Source organism: Frischella perrara, assembly GCF_000807275.1.
Classification (GTDB): domain Bacteria; phylum Pseudomonadota; class Gammaproteobacteria; order Enterobacterales; family Orbaceae; genus Frischella; species Frischella perrara.
Window position 1 is genome coordinate 16,530 of sequence record NZ_CP009056.1, and the last position, 16,041, is coordinate 32,570.

The window sequence follows — 16,041 nt, forward strand, 5'->3', positions numbered from 1 at the left end:
GATCACTTAATAAAAGGTGATCTTTAGCATCTGTTTTTATTAAGCCTAAATTAGGCTTAATAAAAATGGTTATCCTTTTCTGCATAAAATAATTAATGAGTTTAACATGACAGAAGTTCAACAAGATAATCAACAACAAACAGTGCTTGATAATGCCGTTGCCGAAGGTGGTGCCTATGAGATTCTTCGAAAACGTTTATCATCACTTGGTCAGGAACTTAATCAGAAAACTGAATCTTTAAACCAACAGCGCTTAGCTGAATTTGGTAAAAGTGATACGTCAATTATTAGTCGTATACGGATTCGTACTGAAAATAATTGCATAGCCCGTGATATTGTTCGTTTTGGTGACTGGCTTTTATTTGGTTATAACGTATTTATAGGGCTAAAAAAAGAGACCAAAATAACCGATGTATTTTCACTTTATAAACTAGTCGAACGTGATGGTAGCTATGAAGCTGAATCTGTTGATCTGTCTGATACTTTTTTATCTATTGAACGTTTTGTTCAAGATTTTAGTGAACTCTACACCTATTATAAAAATGCGCAACTATTGCAATTAGTTGAACGGGATGGAAAATTATTAGCTAGTTTCCAAATTGGCGAGCGAGTAAGTGATATTCGCGTATTTCGCTGGTCAATTTCAAGCGATAAGAAAACCATTAATTATATTGATAATCGTGGTGAACGTGATATAGCGTTACCACCGGCTTACGATTTTGAATGGACGGAAACTGTACGGGAAAATATTGTTAACGGCCGTTTTCCCCATATAAATATTCTAGATACTGTTTTTGTGGAAACCATCGGTGGTGATCTCACTATAAAATGTGAAAACAATACTAATGATGGGCTAGGGATTTATCGTGAAGAAGTTCTCGATAAAAATCAATCAATCAATGACGCTAAAATTGAGTATGCCAAAGTAGGGTCGTTAATTTTATTAAAAATATTACCGTATCGCGAAGATAACTGGCGTTACCTTATCTATAATACCTTAACACAGCATGTACAACGTATTGATTCTATTGGTCAAGCCTGTATCCAATTACCCGAGGATCATGGGGTAATCTTCCCTGGGGGTTACTACTTACAAAATGGTGAGTATAAATCCTTTGATCAATCCATGAACGGGATGCGTTTTCGCCGTATTCGTCGTTCACCAAATGGTGAAGATGTGATGTATATTTTCTATGATCCAAGTTCGGGGCGCTTAGCACTGTATAACTATAATATGATTGAGCGTAAGTTGAATAACCCAATTCTAGGTCATGGTTATGCTGTTTTTGAAGATGGTCGTATGGTGGTTTTTGAAGGTGAAAATGACGAGCCAACCCGCGTACATCCAATGCAAATTTGGCAAACACCATTTTATAGTGATGAATTTGCTGCTCAACAACCTACTAATAATTCATTTTTAGGAAAAATTGGTAATGCAGAGTTAGTTCGGGGTATTTCTGATCTTTATTTTATCGCGCGTGAAATTGATAATCAGAGCGTTTCATTATCGTTATATAGTAAATTAATTACCGATACAAAACATTTATTTGATAGCTATTTCTGGCTAAGTGATGAACGTCATTTATCATTTAATACTATCTTACACAATATTTGTCAGACTAGTGAATTGGTTCTTGATGAGTATGAAAAAGTTGAGAGCATTCGCCGCCAGTCAGATAATGCTATGCGCGAAGCCATTACCAATCAAAAAGAGTTATTAACTAAGCTTTATCCTGATACTTGGCAAGAAACCCAATTATATGTTGATGCACTTAATGCCATTAAGATGCAATTAGGTCAACTAGTTACATTAAGAAGTTATCGTTACATTGATCTTGAACAGATCGATGCCATGGAAAAAGAGTTAAAAGAACGCCAATCAATGGTTTCTTTGGCTACAGGCGAATTTTTGGCTGGTGAGCAAGCGTTACAACCATTTTTAAATAAAATTGATGCGTTAGAAAAGACAATTGCAAGTGTTACAACGGCTGGACAACTCAACGAACCGATCAAACAGACTGAACAAATGTCAGCTGATCTCGATATGTTGTCACAATTAATTTCGACATTAAAATTTGATGAAGTCACCTTACAAACGCAAATAATTGATGCTATTGCTGATGTGTATAGTAAGTTAAATCAAACAAAAGCACGTATTAATCAAAAACGTAAAAATCTTGCTAATGTTGAAATGGTGGCGCAATTTGGTGCACAGTTCAAGTTATTTGGTCAAAGTATAGCTAATGCTATAACTATCGCAACCACACCAGAAAAGTGTGATGATGAGTTATCAAGATTATTAGTTCAACTGGAAGAGCTAGAAAATCAGTTTAGTGAAAGTGATGAATTTCTTAATGATATTTTAGCTAAGCGCGAAGAGATTCTAGAAACCTTTGAAACACATAAGCAAGTTTTACTAGAAGAACGCTCCAAAAAAACGCAGTCATTACTTACTGCTGCGCAGCGTATTTTAGATAGTATTCCAAGACGAACGGCAAAATTTATTAATGCAAATGAATTAAATGCCTTTTTTATTGCCGATCCGTTGGCATTAAAAATTAAAGAGTTGGTCGAAAAATTACGTGAATTATCTGATAACGTCAAAGCAGATGATATTGAATCACGTTTTAAAAGTGCCAAAGATCAGGCTGTTCGTGCATTGCGTGATAAATCCGAAATTTTTGAATCGGGTGGCAATATTATTAAACTTGGGCCTCGTCATAAATTTAGCGTTAATACCCAAGAACTTGATTTAACAATGGTCATGAAGGATGAACACCTTTATCTACAACTTACTGGTACTGATTATCAAGAGCGGATTGAAGATCCAAAATTAAATAGTTATAAAGCATTTTGGTCGCTATCTTTAGAATCAGAATCACCAACAGTTTATCGTGCTGAGTATTTAGCTTATAGTATTATTTCCTCTGCATTAAAAAATGAAAATGACTTAACTTATGCTAAATTAAGCTCGCAAATCAATCATGATGATGATTTAAATAAACTCGTTCGTGATTATGCGGCAGTGAGGTATCGTGAAGGTTATGAAAAAGGGATTCATGATCATGATGCGGCTAAAATTATTGCGAAATTGATACCACTTGGTGAATCAGCAGAATTACTCCGTTATAATCCTTTAGCCCGTAGTTTAGCTATTTTGTATTGGCATTATAAACATCAAACCGATATTGCGATGTTATGGCCAGAACGTGCAAAAACGTGTATGGATATTCAGGCACTATTTGGTCATGATGAGGGATTACAGAATCTTCGTTTGGAAATTGCGAACGAATTAGGTGAGTTTTTACGGCAACATCCAATAAAACATGAACCCTATCATATTAAACAGGCTGCTGAGTATCTAAGCTATGCCTTAGCGACAACACCACAAAAATTCGTACTAAGTCGATACAGTAAACGGTTATATGAGGCGCTAAAAGATCACTTAAATCGTTCACATATGTGGTTGGATTTTAACCAATCTCAATTGAACTTAGTTGAGCGAATTACGGATAGATGGCAACTTATTGAGAGTTGGTTAAAAGGATTGTGCACTATCCCACAATTACATAACTTAGCAAATTATATCGCTGAAGCTGTAGTATTACTTATTTTAGATAATGAAAATGAACTTAATATATCAATTAGTGAACTTGAACTTGATGTCACCATTAATGATTTATTAGGTCAGCATCCAACTATTAAACAGGGTAGTTTAACTATTAACTTAGATAATTTCTTCACGCGCATGCGTCATCAATCGCGTGTTGTGATTCCTGAGTTCCAGCATTATCAAGCTATTCGTCAAGAAGTATTAAACGATCAACGCCATCATTTACACCTTGATGAATTCAAGGCGAAGCCATTAAGCTCATTTGTTAGAAATAAACTAATTAATCAGGTTTATCTACCTATTATTGGCGATAACTTAGCCAAGCAAATGGGAACGGTGGGTGAAAATCGTCGAACCGATTTAATGGGATTATTATTATTAATTTCTCCGCCAGGATATGGTAAAACCACATTAATGGAATATGTTGCTAATCGGTTAGGCTTAATTTTTATGAAAATTAATGGTCCGGCTTTGGGGCATAGTGTTTTATCATTTGATCCAGAACAGGCGCCGAATGCAACAGCACGTCAGGAATTGGAAAAACTCAATCTAGCATTAGAGATGGGTAACAATGTCATGTTATATATTGATGATATTCAACATACGAATCCCGAATTCCTACAAAAGTTCATCTCATTATGTGATGGTTCTCGTCGTATTGAAGGGGTATGGCAAAATAAGACTAAGACTTATGATTTAAGAGGTAAAAAATTCTGTGTCATTATGGCAGGTAACCCTTATACTGAATCCGGTGAAGTCTTTAAAATTCCTGATATGTTGGCTAACCGTGCTGACATTTATAATCTTGGTGAAGTATTAGGTGGCATGGATGAGGTATTTGCATCAAGTTATATAGAAAACTGTTTAACTTCTAATAACGTTTTATCACCTTTAGCATTACGTGAGTTAAGTGATCTTTATCACCTTATTGATCATGCTCAAGGTAAACCGCTCAATACCAATGAACTCAGTTATGCTTATAGTCAGGCCGAAATTGGTGAAATTGTTGCTGTGTTAAAGCACTTACTAAAAATACGAGAAGTTGTATTTAAAGTGAACCAACAATATATCATTAGTGCAGCTCAATCTGATAAATATCGTACCGAACCGCCTTTTAAGCTACAAGGTAGTTATCGAAATATGAATAAATTGGCTGAAAAAATCTCTGCTGTCATGAATGACCAAGAGATTAATCAAGTAATTGAAGATCATTATTTGGGCGAAGCACAATTGCTAACCACTGGTGCGGAAGAAAACTTACTGAAATTAGCTGAAATTCGAGGTGTTTTATCAGATGAACAAAAAACTCGATGGCATCAAATTAAACAAGACTTTATGCGTAACAAGGCATTAGGTGGAGATGATGGTGATACTGGTTCACGGATTGTCACACAACTGGCAGATCTAGTACAAAGTGTTCAGTCTTTAAAAGACTAGGTCGTCTATTTATTATGCCGGTCCTAACATAAATTATTTATTTAGGGCTGGCATAACTTATGGCTTAAATAGAGTCATTACTTTAGGCTTTTGTTTAAGCATAATTCTATACACTACATTATTAATACAAAAGTTGTATTGATAATAGTCATACTATTAAAATTAACGATACATAATCTTATTTTTATGTCCAAATCTAAATCATAAAGTCGGTTTAATTGTAGACCTGAAACAATACCTAAAACAATAGCCTTAAATTAGTCGATTTACTTGAGATATAAGTGATAGGCAAAATGAGTCTACCGAATTTGTGATTGGAGTGATTATATTTCACCAAGACTCCGGAAAATATAATCAATCTAATTATACTAATCAAGCAATAGGCGTTAAAACAATAATCTTGCTTTGATGGTTCCGTCAACTTTTTTAAGTTCAGCTAGAATCTGTTCTGATTGTTTTAAATCAACACTATCTATATCAATCACCACATAACCAACCTCTGCGGAAGTTTGTAAATATTGTCCAGCGATATTTAAACCTCGGCTAGCTAATAAATTATTAATAGCATTTAGTACACCGGGTTGATTTTTATGAATATTAATAAAACGGCTTACCCCTTTGCTTGGAATAGGTAATGATACTTCAGGGAAGTTTACAGCACTTAACGTTGATCCTGTATCGGAATATTTTGCTAATTTAGTAGCAACTTCAATACCGATATTCTCTTGTGCTTCAATGGTAGAACCACCAATATGAGGCGTAATAATGACATTATCGAATTGGCATAATGGTGATGTAAATGGCTCGCTATTACTTGCAGGTTCACTTGGGAACACATCAATCGCAGCACCAGCAATATGTTTGTCAGCCAAAGCGTTAGCTAGTGCCTCAATATCCACAACTTTACCCCTTGAGGCATTAACCAATATAGAACGCGGTTTCATCATTTCCAATTCTTTTTTACTAATCATATTGATAGTTGTTGCATTTTCAGGGACATGTAAAGAAATTACATCACTTTCAGCAAACAGTGCCGCTAAACTTGGCATTTGTTTGGCATTTCCTAATGGAAGTTTTGTTTCAATGTCATAGAAAAAGACTTTCATACCGAGTGATTCAGCTAGCACACTAAGTTGGCTACCAATATGCCCATAACCAATAATTCCTAAACTCTTTCCACGTGTTTCATGGGAACCAATGGCGATTTTGTTCCATTTTCCTAAATGTGCTTGAGCATTAGCTTCTGGGACACGGCGTAATAACAAAATAATTTCAGCTAAAACTAACTCAGCCACTGAACGTGTATTAGAAAAGGGAGCATTAAATACAGGGATCCCTTTTTTACTTGCTGCCGAAAGATTCACTTGATTTGTACCGATACAAAAACAACCAATACCCGCTAACTTTGGTGCACAGTTGATAATATCTTCAGTCAGTTGTGTTCGAGAGCGAACACCTATAAAGCGTGCATCTTTTATCGCTTCTTTCAATTCTTGCTCAGTTAAAGCACCTTTGTAATATTCAATGTTTGAATAACCTGCATTTTTTAATATTTCAATAGCACTTGGATGAACGCCTTCAAGTAATAAAAATTTGTTTTCATCTTTTGTTAAAGTTTGTACGACCATTTTATTCCCTTATCAATTATAATTAAGCTTATTTGCTTTTCTACTTGATCTCTTTTACTCCATTTGCAGTACCGATCAGTGCCACATTAGCACCGCGATTAGCAAATAGTCCGACCGTCACAACGCCTGGGATGTTATTGATTTTATGTTCCATTTCCAATGCATTAGGAATCATAAAATCATGAATATCCAAGATTACATTACCATTATCGGTTACAATACCATCACGATAAATAGGTTTACCACCGAGTTTGAAAAGCTCTCTTGCAACATATGATCGCGCCATAGGAATCACTTCAATTGGTAATGGAAATTTACCTAAAGTCGTTACTACTTTTGACTCATCAGCAATACAAATAAATTGTTTACTGATCGCTGCAATAATTTTTTCACGTGTCAGTGCTGCGCCACCTCCTTTTATCATTTGCATCTGATGATTAATCTCATCTGCCCCGTCAACGTAAATATCTAAACTATCGACGCTATTACAATCAAAAACAGGGATACCATAATCTTTTAGTTTTTGGGTTGAAGCCTCAGAGCTAGAAACCGTACCGATAATGGTGTGTTTAATGGTTGCTAAGGCATCAATAAAATGGGCTGCTGTTGAACCAGTACCAACCCCAACAATGGTATTAGGTTTCACAAATTTAAGGGCGGCAAAACCGACTGCTTTTTTTAATTCATCTTGAGTCATTCGTGTTACCTTTAATTAATTAAGCTGAAAATAAAAAAAATTTATAAGCAATATTTAGTAAGATATGGCATAGTAGCGAATTAAGAAACAAAAATCATTATGATTTTACTAAAATTATGTAACATTTGATCATCAAAATTAAAGATAAATAATTATAACACTATGAAACGTCCAGATTATAGAGCATTACAAGCATTGGATGCAGTGATTAAAGAGCGAGGATTTGAGCGCGCGGCAGATAAGTTGTGTATTACACAACCGGCTGTTTCTCAGCGTATCAAGCAGTTAGAAAGTTTTTTCGGACAACAATTGCTAGTTAGAACCATCCCTCCCAAGGCAACCAAACAAGGCGAACATTTATTAGGCTTACTCCATCAAGTTGAACTACTTGAACAGCAATGGTTAGGTGATAATGACCATACCACTACACCTTTGTCTCTTTCAATTGCGGTTAATGCTGATTCTTTAGCAACATGGTTATTACCAGCATTAAAACCTGTTTTAGATAAAAATAATTTGCGTTTTGATATTCAAGTTAAAGATGAAGAACACACTTTAGATCTTCTTCGTTTAGGTACTGTAGTTGGTGCTATTAGTATTCAAGAATTACCATTACCGGGTTGTTTGTCAGATCGTATTGGGGCTTTGGATTACATTTTTGTGGCATCTCCCGATTTTGCTAAACGTTATTTTCCAAATGGAGTAACACGATCAACATTAATGAAAGCACCGGCTGTCGCTTTTGATCATTTAGATGATATGCATCAAATGTTTTTAAACGAAAATTTTAATATGGCGCCTGGTAGTTTGGTATGTCATATTACGAGTTCTTCAGAAGCATTTGTACAATTAGCTAAACAAGGTTCTGCTTGTTGTATGTTACCGATTCTGCAAGTTCAAAATGAGCTAAAAAATGGTGAATTAATTAATTTAACAGAAGGGCTATTTCAGCGTCGTATGTTATATTGGCATCGCTTTGGTCCAGAAAGCAGTGTTATGCAGAATATTTCTGAGACACTTATCAATTATGCTAAGGATGTATTATGGCAGCATGATTAATTGTGCTGCTTAAGTTTGTTTAAAAAATCACTTCGAATAGAATTTTTCAATGTGGGTCATTTAGACCCACGTCTAATTAATCTTAACTAAGAAAAGCGACTTAGCTTTTTATTCCAGTGCCATCAATAAATTAGCTAAAGCTCTTACACCAACACCAGTTGCCCCAGTTGCCCATAGCGCATTAGCGCTTTTACGAAATGTTGCAGAGCAATCGATATGTAACCAATTATTTTTATAGTTATTTACAAAATATGATAAGAATGCTGCTGCGGTACTCGCACCGGCTGTATTAGGTAAACCAGAATTTCCAATATCAGCAAACGAAGATGGAAATTGAGAACGATGAAATTCAGCTAGTGGTAATTGCCAAAATGGTTCATACTCAGCTTGTGCGCAGGCTAATAGGCGTTGTGACAATGCTTGGTCGAAGGATAATAATGAGTGGTAATCGTTACCCACAGCCACTTTAGCTGCACCGGTTAATGTCGCACAATCAATAAGGTATTTTGGATTATCGTCATTTGCGCATAGTAGACCATCGGCTAATACTAGACGGCCTTCTGCATCGGTATTTTCAATTTCCACGCTGACATCATTTCGATAGCGGATAATATCGCCTAGTTTAAATGCATCACCGCTAACCAAATTATCAGCACAGCATAAGTAAAGTTTTACCCGACTTTGTAATCCTCGGCTGATAGCTAAAGCAAGTGCGCCTGTAACTAAAGCGGCGCCACCCATATCGGCACGCATAGTTTCCATAAATTGTGTTGGTTTTAAACTGTAACCGCCAGAATCAAAAGTGATGCCTTTACCAACTAAACAAACGGTTACTGGCGTGTCTTTATCTTGGCTAGGATTATAATCAAGCTCCAATAAGACAGGAGGACGCGATGATCCTTTACCAACCGTATAAATACCCATTAGATTGTTATCTTTGAGCATTTCACCAGCAAGATATTTAAATGTGACATGCTTAGATAATGAGGAAATTAAGTCAGCACTGCATTGAGCTAACTGCATCGGACTTTGCTCATCAGCAGGTTGATTAATGGTATTACGAGTCCAATCAATAATCGCTAAACGATTATTTAATTCCTGTTGTTCGGTTTGATTAAGGTTAGACCAAGTGATTTTTGCTTTATGATAGGTTTTAGGATGACGATAACCAAGCCAAAAATGCCAGTTTGCTTCTAAATCCCAAGCATCTCCAACAAGTTGTAGATCATAAATACCTTGGCTTTCAATCTTTCTACCTGCTTTTTGAATGGTTTCTAGATGTTGCGTTGTACTACAATGAATGGTGATACCTTGTTCGGAATAACTGAGTAATGCTGATTTACCCCACTTTTCGTCAGCAGGAGATAGGGATAGAAAAATTGACATAGTTGCCATAGTGTTTATTACTCCATGAAAAATGATTCACTTTCTGTTTAATTATTTTAGCAAAGCTAGTAAGAAAATACTTATTATTCTGCATAATTACTTTTATTGTTACTAGCTTTTAACATGAATTGTTGATTGGAGACCTAATAAATTCAGTTATAATTGAGGAAATCTAAATTTAATTTTTACAAGAGGTCAATGATGTCATTATCACCACATATTGTACCCATTAAAAATGGTATTAATTTCCGCGATTTAGGGGGAATAAAAACAAAAAACGGGCGCCAGATTCGTTCAGGATTATTATTTCGATCGGGTGATTTTTCTAAGATTAGTCAAGAGGAACAGACCTTTATATCACAACAATTAGGCATTGACGTTATACTTGATTATCGTGATATTAGTGAGGCACAACGACGTCCAGACAACCTCTGGCATCAGGTGCAATATTTCAATGTACCGGCAAATCCGCTGACTGGCGATGTGAGTGCTAATTTAACCCAAGAATTAACAGATGCAAATGATTTAAAAAAACGTAGTCCAGCAGACTTCATGATTAAATTATATCAGTTATTGCCATTTAATAATCCTGCATATCATACTCTCGTTGATTTATTAGTTAATAATCATGGTAAGTCACTCGTTCAGCATTGCGCAATAGGTAAAGATCGAACCGGTATCGGTGTTGCTTTGACTTTATTCGCTTTAGGGGTTGATGAGGAAACGGTTATGTTAGACTATATTTTGTCTGAACAATTATTAGCGCCAGTCCGAGAGCAGATTTTTGCTGATTATCAAAATATGTTAGATCCGCAGCAAATGGAACTACGTAAACCAATTTTTGCAGCTAATCCTCTTTATTTACAATCGGCATTTGATGCGATAAAAGCAAAATATGATACGTTTGATAATTGGCTTGAGAGTGAATACCAATTAACGGATGAAAAACGGCAGATAATTCAAAATCATTATTTAATTTAATTTTCATTTACGAATAGTTACATATGCAATTGCTATTAGCCGCATAGTTATTTTGAAGCACGACTTATGCGAAATAATTGATAATAGTAATTGCTTATGAACTGCTGATTACTTTATTGATTGGATAATCGCAACAAATTGATAAATAAATTTGTGCTAATTGTTGATGCTGAAAATAAAAATCGTTACCGAAGGTCGCACTCATTTTTTCGTGTTGCATATCAATTTGTAGCTCCTTCATTTGCCAGACACCTTTAGCGTATAGTTTTAGTGCAGATTCACGTAATGTCCATAATTGCCAAAATGCCGATAAATTGTCTTTTTGTTGGTTCATCCATACGATTTCTTGCTCGGAAAAAAACTGCTTAGCAATATTTAAAAATTGCTTTCTTGGTCGATGCTGCTCTATATCTATACCGATTTTCCCTTCACTACAAACGGCAACAGCAATGTAATCTCCACTATGGCTAATATTGAAGTCCGGTAAATTAGCTTTTTCAAAATGGGGGCGTTGGTTAAGACCAATAATGATACTGGGTAAGCTAGGTATATCGAAATAATCATTAAGTAATTCCGCCAATAAATAACGACAAGCGACAAATTGTAATTGTCGTTTGCCACTAAATTGACTAGCTTGTTCAATCACTTGTTGCGAAATTAATGATGAATTTAATAGCGATGTTGAATCAAACTGATTCAGATTAGCTGACCGAACAAATACGTAATTTTCACGCATAATCTGTAATGGCTTAGTAGTAATAACAAATATTGATTATTCTAACAGGATTTTGTAGAGTTGTTTTAAAACATGCTATGCTAATGCATAATTATTTATCACATCCATCACTGAGAGACCATTATGAAATTCCCTAAAGAAATTCAAACAACCTTAGTTCATTCAGGTCGAAAAAGACTTTATACACAAGGTGCGGTTAACAGCGTTGTGCAACGTGCCTCTTCGATTGTATTTGATACCTTAGAAGCCAAAAAAGAAGCTACCAAAAACCGAGCAAATGGTGAGTTATTCTATGGCCGTCGAGGAACATTAACCCATTTCTCCTTACAAGAAGCCATGTGTGAATTAGAAGAAGGTGCTGGATGTTATCTTTATCCATGTGGGACTGCCGCGATAACAAATGCAATTTTAGCATTTGTCAAAACGGGAGATCATATTCTGCTGACGGAAGGTGCTTATGAACCAACACAAGAATTCTGTAATCATATTTTACAAGATCTGGGTGTTGAGACTACTTATTTTCCAGTCATGATCGGAGAACACATTGCCCAACAAATCAAACCAAATACTAAAGTCGTTTTTCTTGAAGCGCCTAGTTCAGTTACAATGGAAGTACATGACATTCCAGCTATTGTAAAAGCAGTACGCAAAGTTAATCCTGAAATTGTCATTATGATCGATAATAGTTGGAGCGGAGGCGTATTTTTTAAAGCACTGCAACATGACATTGATATTTCAATCCAATCTGGAACCAAATATTTAGTCGGGCACTCTGATGCAATGATTGGTACAGCCGTAGCTAATGAACGTTGTTGGCCACAACTGCGTGAACGTAGTTATTTAATGGGGCAAATGTGTGATGCAGATACGGCCTATGTCACTGCAAGAGGGCTTCGTACATTAGCGGTACGTTTAAAACAACATCAAGAAAGTAGTTTGAAAGTCGCTCAATGGTTAGCAAAACATCCATTAGTGGATCGTGTCAATCATCCAGCATTAGCAAATAGTGTCGGTCACAAGTTTTTTAAACGAGATTTTCTAGGTCATAGTGGATTATTTTCCTTCATATTGAAAGAACGACTATCCGATGCGCAATTAGCTGAATTTTTAGATGAATTCCAACTCTTTTCTATGGCTTATTCATGGGGAGGATTTGAGTCATTAATTTTGGCAAATCAACCCGAAGATATTGCAGCAATTAGACCGGTTAGTGGTGTGGATTTTAAAGGAACTTTAGTGAGAATTCATATTGGTTTTGAAAACATTGATGATTTAATCGCTGATTTAGAAGCCGGCTTAAATCGTATCAACATTAATAAAAATAAGATCACCGCTTTGCAATCGTTAGTATAGTCGGAGTTAGAAATAAATTAATATGGCAAAGCAGCAAGTATCGCAGTTAATCCAAAATACAATATTAACTCAATTAGGTTCGCATCGCAGGATATTAGTTGCCTATAGTGGCGGTATTGACTCTACCGTATTACTCCATGCTTTAGTTACGTTAAAGTTAGAAAAATTACCCGATCTACAATTGACGGCGATTTATATCCATCATGGTATTAGCGCGAATGCCGATCAATGGGCATTGCATTGTCAACAACAATGTCAACGTTGGCAGGTACCCTTTGTCATTGAAAAAGTCACACTAGCATTGGAACAAGGTAATATCGAAGCACAAGCACGACAAGCTCGTTATACGGCTATTGCACAGCACATTCAGTCAGGGACAATTTTATGCACAGCACAACATCTTGATGATCAGTGTGAAACATTTCTTTTAGCCCTTAAACGAGGTAGTGGACCTGCGGGTTTGTCGGCAATGCCACATCAAAGTCAATTAGCCGGTTATTTACTATTACGTCCTTTATTAACGATTCGTCGCCAGCAGATTGAACAATATGCGAGTGAGCAGCAAATTCAATGGGTAGAAGATGAAAGTAATCAGGATGATTATTATGATCGCAATTTCTTACGATTAAAGATAATACCACAACTTAATCAACGTTGGCCTCATTTTAGCGAAATGGTAGTTCGTAGTGCAGAACTCTGTCAACAGCAAGAGCTGTTACTTAATGAGTTACTCGCCGATACATTAGCGCAATTAGTTGATGAACATGGATGTTTATGGATTTCGCCATTATTAAATTATTCCGAAGTAAAACGTAATGCATTACTACGGATGTGGTTCAAACTTGGTCAGGTTGGTATGCCTAGCCGTAAGCAGTTGGCCGTGATTTGGCAAACTGTTATTTTAGCTAAAGAGGATAGCAATCCAAGTTCTATATTGGCAAATAAACAGATTCGTCGTTACCAAGATAAGCTCTATTTGCTACCACATTTTCAGGATTTACAATCAGTTAGCTTAGCTTGGAATTTATCTTCTCCGCTTAATTTACCGGATAATTTAGGACAATTATCAATAAGTTTCCAAAATGGCGAGTGTCGATTACCAAACGATGATGAACAGGTGAGCGTCAGATTTATTGCCCAAGGCACATTTCATATTGTGGGACGAAATGGCTCAAGACAAATAAAAAAATTGTGGCAAGAATTCAATATTCCACCGTGGATGCGTACGCGTATCCCACTTATCTACTATAATGAAAATCTAATTACTGCTGTTGGTGTATTTGTGACTGAATTTGGTAAAGGTCAACAGATTAAATTCATATATCATTGATCATTGCCAGTTGATTTGTTTAAGTCACACTAAAAAATGATTGCCTTTTGTTATTTATTATTTAACAAAAGACAATCATTATTATTCCTCTATCTAATCATAGCTATAATTGTTAGCGTTTATACAATACGGTCACAGAGGCTGTATCAATTGTTACTGAATTTAATATAAATCGAACCACTGCATTTGGTGCTTGTGGATCAATATTTAAACTTTCACAATTTAAAGCATGTATTTTAAAAATATATCTATGAGCTATATCACCTTTAGGTGGACAAGGACCAGAATACTCATTAAATCCGTAATCTGTCATTGCTTGTTTAAAAGCTGTAGCTGATGGTGAATTGTTAATATCTTCAGGAAGGCTAGAAATTGTTGTTGGAATATCATATGCAATCCAATGCCAAAAACCACTGCCAGTTGGTGCATCAGGATCATACACTGTGAGAGCGAAACGGATAGTCTTGCCATCTTAAGCTAGGAGAAATATTATTGCCTTCCCCATCAAATTTATTGAATTCATTTGCTTTGCTTAGAAAAGCATAATTATCTAAATTATTAATAATTAGTTTCATGGTTATTTCCTTTTTATTACTGTTGTTATTTTATTTATACAATATATGTATATAAGTAAGGTCCTTGCCAAACAAATAGTTATCTAATTTAGTATTTTTTATTACAAATAATAGTTGCATTATGTATTATAATCATGCTTTTCTATATTTCATTGTTTATTTAAATATAAATATTTAATTTCTAACCCAAATAATAAGTCAATTTCCTTAATGTCTTCCTTTAGTTAGAGTAAGACTTTATTCGGGTAAGAAATGTTAGTAAATTGAGTAATGAGATATGATATGACGATAAGAACATCCCAGCATAAGCTGGGACGTAAGATTAGATTGTTTTAGTTTTTAGGCTTCAATCGCTACGCGTAATTTTTGCATAGCGTTCTTTTCAAGTTGGCGAATACGTTCTGCTGAAACGTTATATTTAATCGCTAACTCCTGTAAAGTTGATTTACTATCATCAGCATCTAACCAACGTGCTTTGATAATGTCTTGGCTACGTTCATCTAATTTTGATAATGCATCATGAAGTTTATCAGCAGCATCATTTTCCCAGTTATCGTCTTCTATTGATTTAGAAAAATTAGAAGATGCATCTTCTAAATAAAGAGCAGGAGCGACAATTGAATTATCTTCGTCATCACTGTCAATATCAAATGACATATCTTGTGCTGACATACGTGATTCCATTTCTAAGACATCTTTACGTGATACACCTAATTCTTCAGCTACCATGCCTACTTCATCATTACTAAACCAACCTAGACGCTGTTTAGTTTTTCTTAAATTAAAAAATAATTTACGTTGAGCTTTTGTTGTTGCAACTTTAACTATACGCCAATTTTTTAACACATACTCATGAATTTCAGCTTTTATCCAATGTACAGCAAATGAAACTAAGCGAACGCCCATTTCTGGATTGAAACGACGTACGGCTTTCATTAAACCAATATTACCTTCTTGAATTAAATCTGCCTGAGGTAAACCATACCCAGAATAACCACGCGCGATGTGTGCTACAAAACGTAAATGAGATAAAATAAGCTTCCTCGCAGCATTCACATCATGATTGTAATAAAGTTTTTCACTAAGTTCTTTTTCTTCTTCTGCGGTTAACATTGGATAGGTGTTAATCATACGCAGATAGGATTCTATGTTTCCTTGTGGAATTAAAGCAACTGATTGCATTTTAAGTTCGTTACTCATTTCATTCCCCCCTTTGGGATTACCCGTGATAAATATCATCACCAAG

Annotated in this window: 12 protein-coding genes; 5 read left to right on the forward strand and 7 right to left on the reverse strand. The window is 35.5% G+C overall.

Annotated elements, in window-relative coordinates:
* Positions 1-106 precede the first annotated feature (106 nt).
* Positions 107-5,050 carry a DNA repair ATPase gene (locus tag FPB0191_RS00070; protein WP_039103116.1) on the forward strand — a complete coding sequence of 1,648 codons (4,944 nt, stop codon included), beginning with the start codon at positions 107-109 and terminating at the stop codon, positions 5,048-5,050.
* Positions 5,051-5,436: 386 nt separating this feature from the next.
* Here the strand turns inward: FPB0191_RS00070 and serA are convergent, their stop codons facing one another.
* Both serA and rpiA read right to left on the reverse strand, forming a co-directional pair.
* On the reverse strand, positions 5,437-6,678 hold the full coding sequence (gene serA, locus FPB0191_RS00075) for a phosphoglycerate dehydrogenase (RefSeq protein WP_039103118.1): 1,242 nt from the start codon (positions 6,676-6,678) through the stop codon (positions 5,437-5,439).
* 40 nt (positions 6,679-6,718) lie between these two features.
* Complete coding sequence (rpiA, locus tag FPB0191_RS00080) at positions 6,719-7,375, reverse strand: ribose-5-phosphate isomerase RpiA (RefSeq protein ID WP_039103120.1); 657 nt, start codon at positions 7,373-7,375, stop codon at positions 6,719-6,721.
* A 162-nt stretch (positions 7,376-7,537) separates the two neighbouring features.
* Here rpiA and FPB0191_RS00085 point away from each other — a divergent pair, with 162 nt between their 5' ends.
* The gene (locus FPB0191_RS00085; protein WP_039103123.1) at positions 7,538-8,434 is read left to right on the forward strand and encodes a LysR family transcriptional regulator ArgP; all 897 of its coding nucleotides are present in this window, start codon (positions 7,538-7,540) and stop codon (positions 8,432-8,434) included.
* 108 nt (positions 8,435-8,542) lie between these two features.
* Here FPB0191_RS00085 and pepB read toward each other — a convergent pair whose 3' ends face one another.
* Positions 8,543-9,820, reverse strand: coding sequence for an aminopeptidase PepB (pepB, locus tag FPB0191_RS00090; RefSeq protein ID WP_039106344.1), 1,278 nt, complete (start codon positions 9,818-9,820; stop codon positions 8,543-8,545).
* Between the two features lie 198 nt (positions 9,821-10,018).
* On the opposite strand from pepB, the gene FPB0191_RS00095 reads away from it, so the two are divergent.
* Positions 10,019-10,801, forward strand: a complete 783-nt coding sequence (locus FPB0191_RS00095) for a tyrosine-protein phosphatase (protein ID WP_082018192.1) — start codon at positions 10,019-10,021, stop codon at positions 10,799-10,801.
* Positions 10,802-10,895: 94 nt separating this feature from the next.
* On the opposite strand, the gene FPB0191_RS00100 is transcribed toward FPB0191_RS00095, so the two are convergent.
* Positions 10,896-11,537, reverse strand: a complete 642-nt coding sequence (locus FPB0191_RS00100) for a 4'-phosphopantetheinyl transferase family protein (RefSeq protein WP_052236650.1) — start codon at positions 11,535-11,537, stop codon at positions 10,896-10,898.
* A 123-nt stretch (positions 11,538-11,660) separates the two neighbouring features.
* Between FPB0191_RS00100 and metC the strand changes: the two genes are divergently transcribed.
* Positions 11,661-12,890: a cystathionine beta-lyase gene (gene metC, locus FPB0191_RS00105; protein ID WP_052236651.1), complete on the forward strand. Its 1,230-nt coding sequence runs from the start codon at positions 11,661-11,663 to the stop codon at positions 12,888-12,890.
* A 22-nt stretch (positions 12,891-12,912) separates the two neighbouring features.
* Positions 12,913-14,220, forward strand: a complete 1,308-nt coding sequence (gene tilS / locus FPB0191_RS00110; RefSeq protein ID WP_039103128.1) for a tRNA lysidine(34) synthetase TilS — start codon at positions 12,913-12,915, stop codon at positions 14,218-14,220.
* 112 nt (positions 14,221-14,332) lie between these two features.
* Here tilS and FPB0191_RS00115 read toward each other — a convergent pair whose 3' ends face one another.
* From FPB0191_RS00115 to rpoH, 3 genes are all read right to left on the reverse strand, one after another.
* Entirely contained in the window at positions 14,333-14,662 is a 330-nt protein-coding gene (locus FPB0191_RS00115) for a YbhB/YbcL family Raf kinase inhibitor-like protein (protein WP_202965354.1), read from the reverse strand.
* Positions 14,655-14,795, reverse strand: coding sequence for a YbhB/YbcL family Raf kinase inhibitor-like protein (locus FPB0191_RS12265; protein ID WP_202965355.1), 141 nt, complete (start codon positions 14,793-14,795; stop codon positions 14,655-14,657). Before FPB0191_RS12265 ends, FPB0191_RS00115 begins: the two co-directional genes overlap by 8 nt.
* Positions 14,796-15,134: 339 nt before the next feature.
* Entirely contained in the window at positions 15,135-15,995 is an 861-nt protein-coding gene (rpoH, locus tag FPB0191_RS00120; RefSeq protein WP_039103130.1) for an RNA polymerase sigma factor RpoH, read from the reverse strand.
* Between the last annotated feature and the right edge of the window lie 46 nt (positions 15,996-16,041).